Source organism: Acinetobacter sp. Tr-809 (assembly GCF_011753255.1).
Classification (GTDB): Bacteria; Pseudomonadota; Gammaproteobacteria; order Pseudomonadales; family Moraxellaceae; genus Acinetobacter.
The window spans coordinates 314,957-329,429 of the sequence record NZ_VWVZ01000002.1 but is presented as its reverse complement, the minus strand read 5'-3'; the positions used below and the strand labels follow the sequence as shown (position 1 = coordinate 329,429).

11 protein-coding genes are annotated in these 14,473 nt (G+C 43.8%); 6 read left to right on the top strand and 5 right to left on the bottom strand.

Going from position 1 to position 14,473, the window contains the following annotated elements; translation table 11 throughout:
* The first annotated feature begins 85 nt into the window (after positions 1 to 85).
* Positions 86 to 634 (top strand): TetR/AcrR family transcriptional regulator, encoded by a 549-nt coding sequence (locus F3J02_RS05660; RefSeq protein WP_228284327.1) that lies wholly within the window; start codon positions 86 to 88, stop codon positions 632 to 634.
* Between the two features lie 160 nt (positions 635 to 794).
* Here F3J02_RS05660 and F3J02_RS05655 read toward each other — a convergent pair whose 3' ends face one another.
* Both F3J02_RS05655 and soxR read right to left on the bottom strand, forming a co-directional pair.
* Entirely contained in the window at positions 795 to 3,038 is a 2,244-nt protein-coding gene (locus F3J02_RS05655) for a TonB-dependent siderophore receptor (protein WP_167248085.1), read from the bottom strand.
* A gap of 271 nt (positions 3,039 to 3,309) precedes the next feature.
* Positions 3,310 to 3,798, bottom strand: a complete 489-nt coding sequence (soxR, locus tag F3J02_RS05650) for a redox-sensitive transcriptional activator SoxR (protein WP_167248084.1) — start codon at positions 3,796 to 3,798, stop codon at positions 3,310 to 3,312.
* Positions 3,799 to 4,119: 321 nt separating this feature from the next.
* Between soxR and F3J02_RS05645 the strand changes: the two genes are divergently transcribed.
* From F3J02_RS05645 to adeC, 4 genes are read left to right on the top strand one after another with little or no spacing between them, the layout of a single operon-like run.
* Positions 4,120 to 4,548, top strand: coding sequence for a DoxX family protein (locus F3J02_RS05645; protein ID WP_167248083.1), 429 nt, complete (start codon positions 4,120 to 4,122; stop codon positions 4,546 to 4,548).
* Complete coding sequence (locus F3J02_RS05640) at positions 4,545 to 5,648, top strand: efflux RND transporter periplasmic adaptor subunit (RefSeq protein WP_167248082.1); 1,104 nt, start codon at positions 4,545 to 4,547, stop codon at positions 5,646 to 5,648. The genes F3J02_RS05645 and F3J02_RS05640 overlap by 4 nt, the downstream gene beginning before the upstream one ends.
* A gap of 12 nt (positions 5,649 to 5,660) precedes the next feature.
* Positions 5,661 to 8,744 carry a MexW/MexI family multidrug efflux RND transporter permease subunit gene (locus F3J02_RS05635; protein WP_167248081.1) on the top strand — a complete coding sequence of 1,028 codons (3,084 nt, stop codon included), beginning with the start codon at positions 5,661 to 5,663 and terminating at the stop codon, positions 8,742 to 8,744.
* A complete protein-coding gene (gene adeC, locus F3J02_RS05630; RefSeq protein ID WP_323127316.1) occupies positions 8,741 to 10,174 on the top strand; it encodes an AdeC/AdeK/OprM family multidrug efflux complex outer membrane factor in 1,434 nt (477 codons plus the stop codon). The genes F3J02_RS05635 and adeC overlap by 4 nt, the downstream gene beginning before the upstream one ends.
* A gap of 218 nt (positions 10,175 to 10,392) precedes the next feature.
* On the opposite strand, the gene F3J02_RS05625 is transcribed toward adeC, so the two are convergent.
* Genes F3J02_RS05625 through F3J02_RS05615 form a run of 3 tightly spaced genes read right to left on the bottom strand, consistent with a single transcriptional unit; the run spans position 10,393 to position 13,698 of the window.
* A complete protein-coding gene (locus tag F3J02_RS05625) occupies positions 10,393 to 11,322 on the bottom strand; it encodes an alpha/beta hydrolase (RefSeq protein ID WP_167248080.1) in 930 nt (309 codons plus the stop codon).
* A gap of 36 nt (positions 11,323 to 11,358) precedes the next feature.
* Positions 11,359 to 12,846 carry a flavin-containing monooxygenase gene (locus F3J02_RS05620; protein ID WP_167248079.1) on the bottom strand — a complete coding sequence of 496 codons (1,488 nt, stop codon included), beginning with the start codon at positions 12,844 to 12,846 and terminating at the stop codon, positions 11,359 to 11,361.
* 12 nt (positions 12,847 to 12,858) lie between these two features.
* The gene (locus F3J02_RS05615; RefSeq protein WP_167248078.1) at positions 12,859 to 13,698 is read right to left on the bottom strand and encodes an SDR family oxidoreductase; all 840 of its coding nucleotides are present in this window, start codon (positions 13,696 to 13,698) and stop codon (positions 12,859 to 12,861) included.
* A gap of 127 nt (positions 13,699 to 13,825) precedes the next feature.
* Between F3J02_RS05615 and F3J02_RS05610 the strand changes: the two genes are divergently transcribed.
* Positions 13,826 to 14,452, top strand: coding sequence for a TetR/AcrR family transcriptional regulator (locus F3J02_RS05610; protein ID WP_167248077.1), 627 nt, complete (start codon positions 13,826 to 13,828; stop codon positions 14,450 to 14,452).
* Positions 14,453 to 14,473 lie beyond the last annotated feature (21 nt).

Sequence of the window (14,473 nt, the reverse complement as noted above, 5' to 3'; positions counted from 1 at the left end):
AATTGAATTTTATGGAATACAGATGGCCTCTCTCAGCAAATCTCCCGCACGCGGACGCCCACGGACAATTACACATGAGCGCATCATGAATGCAGGTATTGAGATCGGTTTACTCAACATCACTTTTGTTGGCGTTGCAGCGGCTTTGGGAATCAGCCATATGGCGTTGTACAAACACATTTCCAGCCTTGAAGAACTCAAGTACATGATTGCTGAAGAGATTTTCACACGATGGGAAATCCCGTTACCATCTGCAACCCGTGCTGTACCACTCAAAGATTATCTGCTTGAATTCATGCACTCTATTCGTGAATTAGTAAAGTCAAACCCGGGTCTGACGCCTTACTTAATTCGCAGAATGGCTTCTACCCCATCAATGGTGGCTAAAATTGGCACGCATCATCAAGTCGTTGCTCAAGCCTACTCGTTGTCGCTTGATCAAGCCCGTTGGCTCAATTCCACCATCGCCTTTCATTGTATTGCTGTGGCGGATACGATCTATACGGTGGCAGGGAAAGAACCCACTCAAGCACCAGACCGAGCCAGTGAAGAAGCAGAAATGGAAGCCGAATTTATGGACAGTATGCAGGCTTTAATTATTGGAACATTAGCCTTGCTTGAAACAAAAAAATGATAGTGCTTGTTTTAATCTAATGATGAATTCCCGATCAAGTTAATGTGACCTGAACAAAGAAGAGAATTCTACTCAATTCATTTTTATTATTTTTAATCAAGGCATATTCTGATCGATATGCCTTGGTTTTTATTTGCACAAATTCCTATTGTTGTCTTGCTTAGAATCTTGCACGCAGTGATAAAGTTACGTTACGTGGCTCGCCCCAATAAACGCCATTGTAGAAACCGACCTGTTGATAATATTTTTCATCAAATAAATTATTCACTTGTAAGTTTGCACTGAATGATTCATTGAAGGTATATCCCATATTGGCACTTGCCAAGAAGTAAGCATCTTGTCGTACATAGCCATCTGAGTTTTTAGGTGCACTGCTCGATTTACTCACCACCTCACTTTGCCAATTCACACCAAAACCAATATTGAATTTGTTGGCACCGTCCCATAGCTGTTCAGGGAGTTTGAAGTTGGTGTAGATTTTGACTTGATTCTGAGGAAGGGTTGTTGAAGCCTTTACGGTTTCTGAACTTATGCTGTTCACATAGGTATAACCCGCAGTAATATTCCACGTCGGTGTAATTCGTCCAATTGCTTCCAACTCAAAGCCTTCAATTTTCAACCCCTCACCCGAAGCTTTCATTGGCTCTCCACCATCATCTGTTTTAGTTATGCCTGCTGCAATCGCCTCTTCATCACGAATTGCAACATTCTCTTTTTTCGACCAGAACGCAGCAGCAGTTGCCAAAAGTTGGTCATCCAATAAACTGGCTTTTAGACCTGCCTCATAGCTTTTACCTGTTTCAGGTTCTAAGAAACTGTTATTACGGTCTTTTTGGCTGCTTGGATTAAACATATCGGTATAACTGGCATAGGCAGTTACAATATCGTTGATCGCATAAGTGGTACCGAAATAAGGCGTAAAAGCATCGGTTTTCACATCACTCTTCGTACCATTGGTGGCTGAATAATCACTATAACGCCCCCCTACAATCAATTTTAGATCATCTGTCAGGTTTAGCTTTAAGGTGCTGTATGCACCATAATTACGCTGTTTTGCATCTTTAGTCGAAGGGGTAACGGTGTAGCCAGGTTTAGGCGTTGTATTACCATCCCATGTCCGCCAATCATTGATCACACAAGTATCACCAATATTATTAGAAGGTTGTGTTACGTTGTTCACTTTCTTGGTACAAGTCAATTGATTACTGGCAATACCATCAATAAATCCACCCGGGCTGTCCGTAGAACGATCAAAGCCATTTCCACCTATGACCAACTCATGCTCACGATTAAATAATTTAAACGGTCCACTGGCAAACAACTCTAAGCTAGTCTTTTTAGATTCAGATGTTGGATACACTGTTGACCAAACCCCAACGCCAGTTCCATCATTTTGATTAGGAAAACCAGAGCCACCATAAGACATCAGCCAAAAACTTTTGGACAATGAATGTGAAGCAGCTGCCTTAATCATCCAGTTGTTATCAAATTTATAGGTCAAATCAGCAAATACGGTTTTATCACTTTGGCTGATGGTATTCCAGCGATTTGCCAAGCTGAAATTGCGCGGTAAATTGGCCAGCGAACCATCTTGATTCCAGTATGGTACAGTTCCCCATGTTGAACCACGTGGTTGGTTGTCTTGATATTGAAAACCAATACTGCCTGTTAATTGATCCGTAATATCCGCTTCAACCATCGCCATCGCTGCTAAGGTTTCAAGAGAGTAATAATCCATATAGGATTCACCCTCACGTCGTGCTGCCATCACGCGGCTACGTACACTGCCATCAGCCGTCAAAGGGATTGAAACATCCGCCTCATTACGAATGGTATTCCAGCGACTAAATGACGTAGCAACCGAACCCGTCAACTCTTTTGCAGGTCGTTTACGAATCATATTGATGGTTGCAGACGGGTTTCCTGTAGATCCTGTTAAACCTGTTGCCCCCTTCACCACTTCAATACGGTCAAAGAAAAAACTATCAACACGTGGGCTATTCTCTCCAATTGGCATGCCATCAATTTGACGATTGCTAATCGCATAGCCTCGCGCAGAATAATTTGAGCGTTCACTATCGTTTTTAGTGACCGTAACACCTGGGGTGGCTGCAAGTACATCATCAATAATATTGAGATTACGTTGCTCAATCTGTTCACGCGTAATGACACTGACTGATTGTGGTGTTTCTTTTAAGGAAAGTTTTAACTTGGAGGACGTACGAGATGATTTTGCTTGGAAGCTTTCACTACCTTCCGTTTTTTCATCATCGGCTGCAACCTTAATGGTTGGGAGTACGCTTGCGCCCTGTTCTTGCGCAAAAGCGTGATGTGAGAATGCCCCGAAAATAAGAATCGATTTTATCGCAATATTTAAAGCAGATTGTCTAAGCTGATTGTTCATAATGCTACAATTAATTAAATAAGAATCATTATTATTATCAATATCACTACAAAAATAAATGCAGAATTCACAATTGCTTAATATTTATTTGATCTTTTGGGCAAAAAAGGAAAACGAATCATCAATAGCTCAAAATGATAATTAAACCCGTCGAAACAGCAATGTACGTCGATTCAGGACAGGAGCTCAGTTAAAAAAATTTCCACTTATACTTTCTGTAGTCGATATAAAGCGTATCCTTCCAACTTAAAATCATGTTAATTATTATTTTTCAATTGTTTAAATTTATTATTGAATCATCCTCGCGTTCTAAAATACGGGGGCCTGAGCCCAGCTCTGCCAAGATATCTTCTGGATTACGTAAACGACATTGTTCCAAAGACAAACACCCGCAGCCAATACACCAGTCCATTTCATCTCTTAAACGAGTCAGCTTTTGAATACGTTCATCTAAGTCTTTGCGCCAACAAGTGGATAGTTCAGCCCACTGTTCGGCCGTTAACTTGCTACCTATTGGGTAAACACTCAACGCTTTTTTAATTTCTTCCAATGAAATTCCAACTTTTTGTGCGACTTTAATAATTCCGATATAGCGCAGCACAGACAAAGGATAACGACGTTGATTGCCATTAGTACGAATACTTTTAATCAGTCCTTTGGACTCGTAAAAATGCAAAGTTGAAACAGCGACACCACTTCGTTTAGCCACTTCCCCAACCGTCAGCATCCGATTGATATCAATTTTTCGTTCGAGTGTCATGCGTTCAATATCTCAAGATTACTTTAGGTTTTATAGTTGATGGCAAAGCAACTTGTCAATTTAAAGCCTCGCATCATGATTCAAAAATTAGCCATTTACTCAACATCAAATTGATAAAAAGTCCCAGAAGTATCGACAGAAATTATGCCCTTTCTGCTTCTGAACATGAGCTTTTCTGATCTTTAATTTTCTAGCTTCCCCATTGACCTCAACATAACTTGAGGTTCTAGACTGCATACCACTGCATTATTAAATGCAAATAAGCAATTCATTTTTAATGTTTTTCAGCAGTCTGTCTGCATCTACTCAGGAAATACGCCTATGCCGTACTTCATTAAATTAAGTTTGGAAAGCCAATGGTTATGGATCATTAGCAGGTGTTGTCTAGCACTGTTATTTTTTAGCTCAGGTCTCAGCAAAGTGCTTGATGTGGAAACAGGATTTCAAGAAATGCACGCAGCTGGTTTAGAGCCTACATGGTTATTTAACTATGCCTCAGCGCTGATTTTACTTGTGGGTGCATACAGTATTTTGTTTGATCGCTACATTTGGTTAGGCGCTGCACTGCTCTCTGTATTTTTAGTGATTACGATTGTATTGGTACATACCTTTTGGAACATGTCAGGGCTACAAGCACAAATCTCGCTTTATTTTGCACTTGAACACATTTCAGTGATTGGTGGCTTAATCGGTACTGCAATTGCCAGCCACTTTCGTCAGCAGCTGCAAGAAGTCGGAGTAATCGCATGAACACCAAACTGCGTATTTTTTTGATTATCAGTATTTTAATATTTATTGCTGTAGCTGCTTATGTTTTTTTTAAATCCCGCTCAGCAGATCATTCATCCAGCTATAGTTATCCCCCTGTCAAGGTCGCACTAACAACAGTCAAGCAACAAGTCACGCCCCGTATTCTGTCCAGTATTGGTGAGTTGGAAGCGATACGACAAGTTCAAGTCTCTGCTGAAAGTACTGGTGTGATTGAACAGATTTATTTTCAATCAGGGCAATACGTCAAAAAAGGACAATTACTGGTTCAACTGAAAACCAATGTAGAACAAGGCAATTTAGGGCGGCTACAAGCCAAGCTGAAACAGGCAGAAATGACCTATCACCGCACCAAACAACTGATTGATAGCAATGCGATTTCACGTGCTGAACTAGATACAGCATTGGCCGACAGGGATATGACCCGTGCTGAAATCCAGCAACTGCAAGCCCAGATTGAACAAAAATCCATTCGCGCTCCCTTCTCTGGTGTGATCGGGATTCGCCAAGTTCATCAGGGGCAATATCTTGAAGCAGGCACCAGTATTGCCAATCTGGTCGATACACAGCAACTACTTGCCAATTTCACAATGGATGAACAACTCGCTGCAAGATTAAAAACAGGCCAAGCCGTTCAATTAAAAATAGATGCATTCCCCGAACAAAGTTTCTCTGCCGTAGTAAATGCAATTGATCCAATGGTGAGTAAATCTAGAACCATGACAGGACAGGCACTGCTCAATAATCAGCATCAACAGTTAAAACCAGGCATGTATGCAAAACTGGAAATACAGGAAGCCAACCTCCCCAGCTTAGTCATCCCTGAAACTGCAATTACTTATACCGCTTATGGCAATACTGTTTTTCTAGTGAAACATGATCAACAGAAACAAACTGTACAACGTGTTGCGGTCGAACTCGGCGAGCGTCATCAAGGTTGGGTTGAAGTGCAATCGGGTATTAAAGCAGGTGACCAAGTGGTGGTTTCTGGTCAAGTTCGTCTCAGTGATGGCATGCAAATCGAGCCAACGACGAATAGCTTGGAACAAGCCCAATCTTCCAAAACCAAGACAAAGGTTTAGGGAGAAACGCAGATGAAATTTACCGATCTTTTTGTGAAACGTCCCGTATTGGCACTGGTTGTCAGTACCCTGATTTTATTAGCAGGTTTATTCTCACTGAATAAATTACCAATTCGCCAATACCCCTTATTAGAAAGTTCAACCATCAGTATCAGCACAGAATACCCAGGTGCATCGGCTGAACTGATGCAAGGTTTTGTCACGCAACCGATTGCACAAGCGGTCTCTTCTGTTGAGGGCATTGATTATCTCAGCTCTTCCTCAGTGCAAGGCCGCAGTGTCATTACCTTGCGCATGCAACTCAACCGAGACTCCACTCAAGCCCTGACCGAAGTCATGGCCAAGGTCAACCAAGTTCGCTACAAATTGCCTGAACAGGCATTTGACCCTGTAATTGAACGCTCTTCAGGCGAATCGACCGACGTAGCGTATATTGGCTTTTCCAGTGAACAGCTGTCTATGCCCGAGCTAACCGACTATCTGTCACGGGTAGTTGAACCGATGCTGTCAACCATTGAAGGCGTGGCAAAAGTTCAAACCTATGGTAGCCAACGCCTTGCCATGCGGATCTGGCTAGATGCAGACCGTTTGGCCAGTCGGGGTGTGACTGCTGCCGATGTCGCCAATGCGATTCGTCAAAACAACTATCAAGCTGCGCCTGGTCAAATCAAAGGTGAGCTGGTGGTTTCCAATGTCAACGTTTCAACCGAGCTAACCAGTATTCAGGACTTTAAAAATCTGGTGATTCGCAATGATGGGCAGAACCTGATTCGTTTACAGGATGTAGCCACTGTTGAACTCGGTGCGGCATCCACCGAAACCAGTGCCTCAATGGATGGGCAACCCGCAATTTTTATTGGTTTACAGGCGACTCCAACAGGTAATCCACTGGTGATTGTTCAAGGCATCAAAGATAAATTGCCTGAGATACAGAAAACTTTACCACCGAGTGTCAAAGCCAATCTGGCCTATGAAACCGCACGTTTTATTGATGCCTCGATTGATGAAGTGCTGCATACCTTTATCGAAGCCCTGATCATTGTGATTGCCGTGATCTATCTGTGCTTAGGTTCATTACGCAGTGTCTTGATTCCTGTAGTAACGATTCCACTGTCAATGCTGGGCGCTTTAGGTTTGATGCTGATTTTTGGCTTTAGCATTAACTTACTGACCTTGCTGGCCATGGTACTGGCAATTGGATTGGTGGTGGATGATGCCATTGTGGTGGTGGAAAATGTACACCGTCACATTGAAGAAGGCTTGTCACCTATTGCTGCTGCACTGGTGGGCGCACGTGAAGTCGCAGGCCCCGTGATTGCCATGACCATTACCCTTGCTGCCGTCTATGCACCGATTGGTTTAATGGGCGGATTAACAGGTTCATTATTTAAAGAGTTTGCACTCACCTTGGCGGGCGCAGTTTTAGTCTCAGGGATTATTGCCCTCACCCTCTCCCCAGTGATGAGTTCTTACCTGCTGCAATCCAAGCAGGAAGAAGGTCGAATGGCTAAAGCTGCTGAATGGTTTTTTGAACGTTTAACCCACGTTTACCATAACCTATTGCAATTTTCATTGCAGCATCGCTGGATTACTGTGGTCTTTGCAGTCGCTGTTTTTGCCAGCCTACCTTTTCTCTATCAACTCCCACAAAAAGAATTGGCGCCACTGGAAGACCAAGCCAGTGTGCTGACCGCGATTAAGGCACCACAACATGCCAACTTAAACTATGCCGAACACTTCAACTATGAGTTGGATAAAGTGTTCTGGACGCTGCCTGAAACCAGCACCACATGGATTATTAATGGTACGGATGGCCCAGCAGCCAGTTTTGGCGGTACCACCCTATCCACTTGGGCTGAACGTACTCGCTCTGCAGATGATCTGCAACAGGAACTGCAAGCCAAGGTGGGTGCTGTAGAAGGTACTAGTATTTTTGTGTTCCAAAATCCAGCTTTGCCTGGTTCAACAGGCGGCTTGCCAGTACAGATGGTGCTGCGTAGTGCGCAAGACTACGCCACCATTTATCAGACCATGGAAAATATCAAACAAAAAGCCCGTGAGAGTGGTCTATTTGTGGTGGTAGACAGTGATTTGGATTTCAACAATCCAATGCTGAAAATTGAAGTCGATCGTGCCAAAGCCAATAGCTTGGGCATTCGGATGCAGGATATTGGCGAGGCCTTAGCCACGCTCGTGGGTGAGAACTATGTCAATCGTTTCAGTATGCTGGGCCGTGCTTATGATGTGATTCCACAAAGTATCAAAAGCCAGCGCCTGACCCCACAAGCATTGACCCAGCAATTTGTACGCACCGATCAGGGAACATTGATTCCATTGTCTACCGTCGTCCGTCTGAATGAACAGGTCGAGCCAAATAAACTCACGCAGTTTAATCAGCAGAATGCTGCAACCTTCCAAGCCATACCCGCGCCTGGTGTTTCTTTAGGCCAAGCCTTAGCGTTCCTTGAACAAGTCACGGCTGAGTTACCGACAGGTTTCAGCCATGACTGGCAAGCCGATGCGCGTCAATATATGCAGGAAGGCAATACCCTGTTGTTCGCATTTTTGGCTGCCTTGGTGGTGATTTATCTGGTCTTGGCCGCGCAATATGAAAGTCTGGTCGACCCATTTATTATCTTAATTACCGTCCCCCTATCGATTTGCGGAGCCTTGATTCCCTTAGCACTTGGCTATGCCACGGTCAATATCTATACCCAAATTGGTCTGGTGACCTTAATCGGTTTGATTAGTAAGCATGGCATCCTCATGGTTGAATTTGCCAATGAGTTGCAACTGCATGAGGGGCTGAATAAACAGGCCGCCATTCTTAAAGCGGCACAAATTCGCTTACGCCCGATTCTGATGACCACGGCGGCGATGGTGTTTGGTCTTATTCCACTGCTGTTTGCGACAGGTGCGGGCGCACATAGCCGTTTTGGTCTTGGACTGGTGATTGTATGCGGTATGTTGATTGGCACATTCTTCACCCTGTTTGTATTGCCCACCATTTATAGTCTGCTGGCACGTCAACATAACCAAAGTTCGGCTCGTGTACAGGAACTACAGAAAATTGATGCGATGGAGTCTCAAGCATGAATAACAATCAAGTCTTAGCCAAAACATCTCAGCATCATTCATACAAGCAAATGATAAGCACTGGGCTCATCATGGCGGCTTTGGCCATGTCACTGAGTGGTTGCCAAAATCTTAAGCCTCAACAACCCATCGACAGTGCCGATATTCCGAACAGTTATGACCATCCAATTCAAGGCAATTCCATTGCCCGCCAAGGCTATCAGCAGTTTCTTGCTGATCCGCGTTTAGTGCAAGTGATTGAGCTAGCCCTCAGTCATAATCGTGATTTACGCAGTGCAAGCCTGAATATTCAACGGGCACAGCAATATTATCAGATCAGGAAAAATGATCAGTTTCCGATGATTGCTGGTCGTGCAGAGCTGCTTCGCCAAGTCTCCCCCACCCTTGATCCCAATAACCCCCGTTCAAGCTTGCAAGTTGGTCTCGGCTTGACGGCTTATGAGCTGGATTTTTGGGGACGGGTTCGCAATCTGAAAGATGCAGCACTAGATCGTTATTTGGCGACCCAAAGTGCGCGTGATGCCATGCAAATCAGTTTGGTCAGTCAAGTCAGCCAAGCTTGGTTGGATTATGCCTTTGCCTATGCACAGTTAAAACTTGCCCAACAAACGCTTGCGACACAATTGAATGCCTATCAGCTCAATCAAAAACGTTTCGATGCTGGCACTGACAGTGAAATTCCCTTGCGTCAGGCACAGATCTCGGTCGAAACTGCACGTCACGATACAGCCAACTACCAAACGCAGGTGCTACAGGCGCAGAATTTACTTAATCTGTTGGTCGGTCAACAGCTTCCGGTAGATCTCTTGCCACAACAACCCGTTAAAAACATCAGCACCAACGCAGTTTTAAGTACAGGTTTAAGCAGTGATTTACTAAATAATCGTCCTGATCTTAAACTTGCTGAATATCAATTGCACGAAGCAGGTGCCAATATTGCGGTTGCCAAAGCAGCTTTATTTCCGAGTATTCGATTGACAGGCTCAGCGGGCTATGCATCGACTCAACTCAGTGATCTATTTAAATCAGGCAATGGCATCTGGTCGATTGGCCCTAGTCTGGATCTACCGATCTTTGACTGGGGCACCCGTCAGGCCAATCTCAAAATTTCAAAAATCGAGCAGCAAATCGCGCTGTCGAATTATGAAAAATCCATTCAATCTGCCTTTAGAGAAGTCAATGATAGCCTTGCCACACGTGCCTATATGGATGAACGGATTACTGCACAACAACGCTTAGTCGATGCGACAAATCGGAACTATAAACTGTCTAATACTCGCTTTCGTGCAGGGATTGATAGTTATTTAAGCGTCTTGGATGCACAACGTTCTCATTATGCTGCTGAGCAAAGTCTGTTATTGCTAGAACAAGCACGACTCAACAATCAGATTGAACTCTACAAAGTATTGGGCGGAGGCTTAACACAATAATCATCACAAGGGGTTTTAAGAATAGCTATGGCTGTTCTTAAAACCTCATCCAACCAAACAAAAATAAGCTTGGCTAATAACAAAAAGAGCAGTAGATAAGATAATTGAGTTGATGATTTTATGTCTTATTCTTCACTATGTATTTTTAATACCAGCCAGCGATTTATATAGATGTTAAAAAATTAAAATGAACCGTTTAAAAATTGAGTGCCTGATACTTATTTCGTTGTATTTACCAATGTCGCTTGAATAAAGTCACCAATCTCATCTAAAGCTTGTTCAGATTTTTGCACAAAGCGATTAAACATCTGAAAGTTATGCCACATATTTTCATAAACATGTAGATGAACCTGCACACCCGATTGTTGGGCACGCTCAGCCAGATTGATCGCGTCATCCACCAGAATTTCTTCGCTGCCTGCTTGAATCAATAGCGGTGGAAGACTATTTAAATCAGCAAAAATAGGTGAAATACGTGGATCATTAGTTCGTAATTTCCCGCGATATCCATCCCCACCCCGTTTTAAGGCATAGGCGCGAATCATCGGATCTCGTTTAGCATTCTTAAATACTGAAGCCGAGCTTAAGGTGATATCGACATAGGGTGATATCATCACCATTCCAGATGGCAAAATCTGCCCTGCCTCTCTTAATTCCACCGCGAATGCTAAGACCAAGGCACATCCACCTGAATCTCCACCCAAAATAATTTGCTCAGGCGTCCAGCCATCACTTAACAAATGTTGATAAACCGACCTCATATCCTCCAATGCAGCTGGGTAAGGATGTTCAGGCGCACGTCGATAATCCAGCATATACACGTTGACCTTGGCCCGTGCAGCCAATTCGGTAGCAAGTGCCCGATGGGTTCGTGATGAACCTGCAAAAAAGGCGCCGCCATGACAATGCAACAACACACCTTGCACATCACTATCTGGCCTTGCCACTTCAACGGGAACAATACGTTGATCCCGTGCATCTCTCAATTTAATCTGTTGTATAGCAACATCAGCTCTGGGTTTAAAAATACGCGAGCCAAGCTCCATTGCACCACGCAAGATCGGAAAAGGTAAAGCCAAACCACTGGCCAGCTTAAAACTCAGTCGCAAACTCATTTTTACGCCTGTTTCGATTATCTGTTGCTGCATTATGTGCTCCTGTCGATAGCATCACCGAGTCATAATTTAACTGGCTTTTTTATCAGTTTTAGACTCAGTAAAACCAAGTACATAATCATTCAGATCACATTGCGCTAAACGAGCACGCATCTCAAAAGTCGTCCACGGCCATAAGGTACTGTTACGACCATTCCGATCGATAAAGTAGCTACTGCATCCACCGGTATTCCAGACCGTATTTTTTAATGCCGCTTGGATTTCATCATTGTATTGTTCCAATACCTCAGCACGAATTTCAACAGTTTCAATCTGCTGTGCCTGTACTTTTTTCAGCATGTCCAAGATATACGCCAATTGTGCTTCAATGATAATCAGTGCCGATGAGCTGACCGCAATATTAGGGCCAAACATGACAAAGGCATTTGGGCAACCTTCAACCACTGTACCGAGGTAGCCTTTGGCGCTGCCTTGCCATACTTCATCCATGCTTTTGCCATGTTTATTACGGATCTGTTTAGCAATCGGCGGATTACTGACTTCAAAGCCTGTGCCAAAAATAATTGCATCAACCTCATGCTCCGATCCATCACTGGCGATTAGCGTATTGCCCCGCACTTCTTCCACCCCACAGCGCAACACCTCTACATTCTGCTTTGCCAATGCGGGATACCATTGATTCGACTGTAATACCCGTTTGCAACCAATGGTAAAGTCAGGCAATAGTTTTGCTCTTAGCGCAGGATCTTTCACCCCCAAACGAATATTTAATTTAGCTAAGCGTTCAATTTGGCTGACCAATTTTGGATGATGCATACTAGAATTTAACGATTCGAATACGCCATAAACGCCATAACGGGTCAAACGCTGAGTGACTGGAAGTGCCTTAAACAGTGCCTGAGCAAGTTTCGGCAGGCTTTGATCCATTTTTGGCAATACCCATTGTGGGGTACGTTGTAGCAAAGTGAGTTTCTCAACTTGGGTTTGAATCTCAGGTACAAATTGAATCGCAGATGCTCCTGCACCAATAACCGCAACCTTTTTACCGTTTAGGTCAAAAGCATGATTCCATTCTGCCGAGTGGAACTGAGCCCCTTTAAATGTCTCTAAACCTTTAATTTTAGGGAGTACAGGTTGATGCATTGGCCCACCCGCCATAATCGCAAAACGGGCATGGATGAGACCTTGATTAGTTTTCACCACCCAATGCTTGGCCTGATCATCCCAAGCACTTTCCAGCATTTCATAGCCAAAGCGCACATACTTTTGCACATCGAATTGCTGCGCAACATTTTGTATATAGGTCTTAATTTCTTGCTGCTGCGCAAATACACGACTCCATTGTGGATTGGGTGCAAAAGAATAAGAATATAACGCCGACGGCACATCACAAGCACAACCTGGATAGGTGTTGGCACGCCAGACACCGCCAATTTCATCAGCTTTTTCCAAAACCACAAAATCTGTAAAACCCGCTTGCTGCAATTTAATGGCTGCTCCAATCCCTGCAAAGCCAGCCCCGATAATCACCACATGAAATTTTTCGATCTTCGCCATGAGTTTTAATCCTTATTTTGTCTGAGCCAATTGGCTTAAACGTTGGCTATATGCTTTGCGATCATTCTGATCCAAGCCTTTTAAAATACGGTCATCCCCGATCAGTTTTCGGAAACCTGTATTGAGCCAATGCGGCACCAACCCATAAGCTTTCGGGGTATGGGTTAAATAATTCGGCACCGCAATTTCAGCAAGATTATGTTCGATGGCTTGAATAATCGCATTCGCCACATCTTGCGGTTCTACCGTCGGAATCGGCAAACTGTCCCCCGTGCCAGATGACAATTCAGTCAAGACTTTGGATGGTAATATGGCCGATAAGCCAATCGGCGTATCTCTGAGCTCTTGTTGCATCGATGCAGTTAAACCCACCACAGCAAATTTGGTCGCGCAATAAATACTAGCACCCGGAATCGGATATTTACCTGCCAGAGAGGCGACATTGACGATATGCCCCGTTTGTCGCGCCAGCATTTTAGGCAATACAGCTTTCATGCCATGAATCACCCCACGCAAGTTGATATCAATTTGCGCATCGGTGATGGCTTGGCTTTCCTCGACCATCGCCCCCATTGGCATAATGCCAGCGTTGTTGACCAAGATATCGATGGGACCCAATTGCTTTTCAATTTGCACAATCAATTCATGAAATGAATTTTGCACTCGTACATCCAAATAGCCACCAAAGCCTTGCACTTTAGTGGCGGCTTGTTGTGCCAACTCCAGATCAATATCGCCAATCGCTACTTTGGCACCGAGTTTTCTAAAGGCAACGGCTGTGGCTAAGCCAATCCCTCGCCCACCACCTGTGATCAACACCACTTTGTTTAAAAAACTGTATTTTTTTCCCATGCTCAGCTCCTTTAATTAGTCAAAAAACCACCAATTTGGAACATAATGTCATTTACGGAATGGTGTGTCAATTTTAGTTAATTTTGTTTTATCGTATTTCCGATAAAGTTCTGATAAAATTTTTGGCATGAATGATCAAACAACTCTCTCGCGTGCTGAACGCCAACGTATTCAATTACAAGCAGAAATTATTGAAGCTGCTTTTTTGGAATTTTCTGAACGCGGTTATCATCAAACCGCGATCTCTGACATTGCCAAAAGACTGGGTATTGGTCATGGCACTTTCTATCGTCATTTTGAGAATAAAAGAGACATTCTGGATAAAGTCATTGTCGATACTATGTTCAAAATAACCGCCTTATTGGCCGATGAAAATGCGCCAGATGCGGTATCCACACTGGAGGCTTATCGCATCCAATGCGAAAGGATTTCCAGTAAATTTCAGGAATTTGCCAAAGACAATCCACGTGCGGTACGTTTGATTTTGCTTGAAGCGACCTCGATTGATAAAGAAATGACGGCCCAAGTGCATAATCTGCTGCACCTCGGTGGCCTGCTCACCGCAGACTATTTAAAAAATGGGGTGAAGTGCGGTTATCTAAAAGCGGATCTGGACACTGAAATGACAGGACATGCGATTGTCGGCATGATTATCGCGGGCGCATTTAAATTCTTATCTGCACCTGAGGACCCTGATCTGTTAAAAAGATATAGCGATGCTGCAATTCAAATGATGATGGCAGGCATCGCTTAACAGCATGCCTAGACTTGTGAT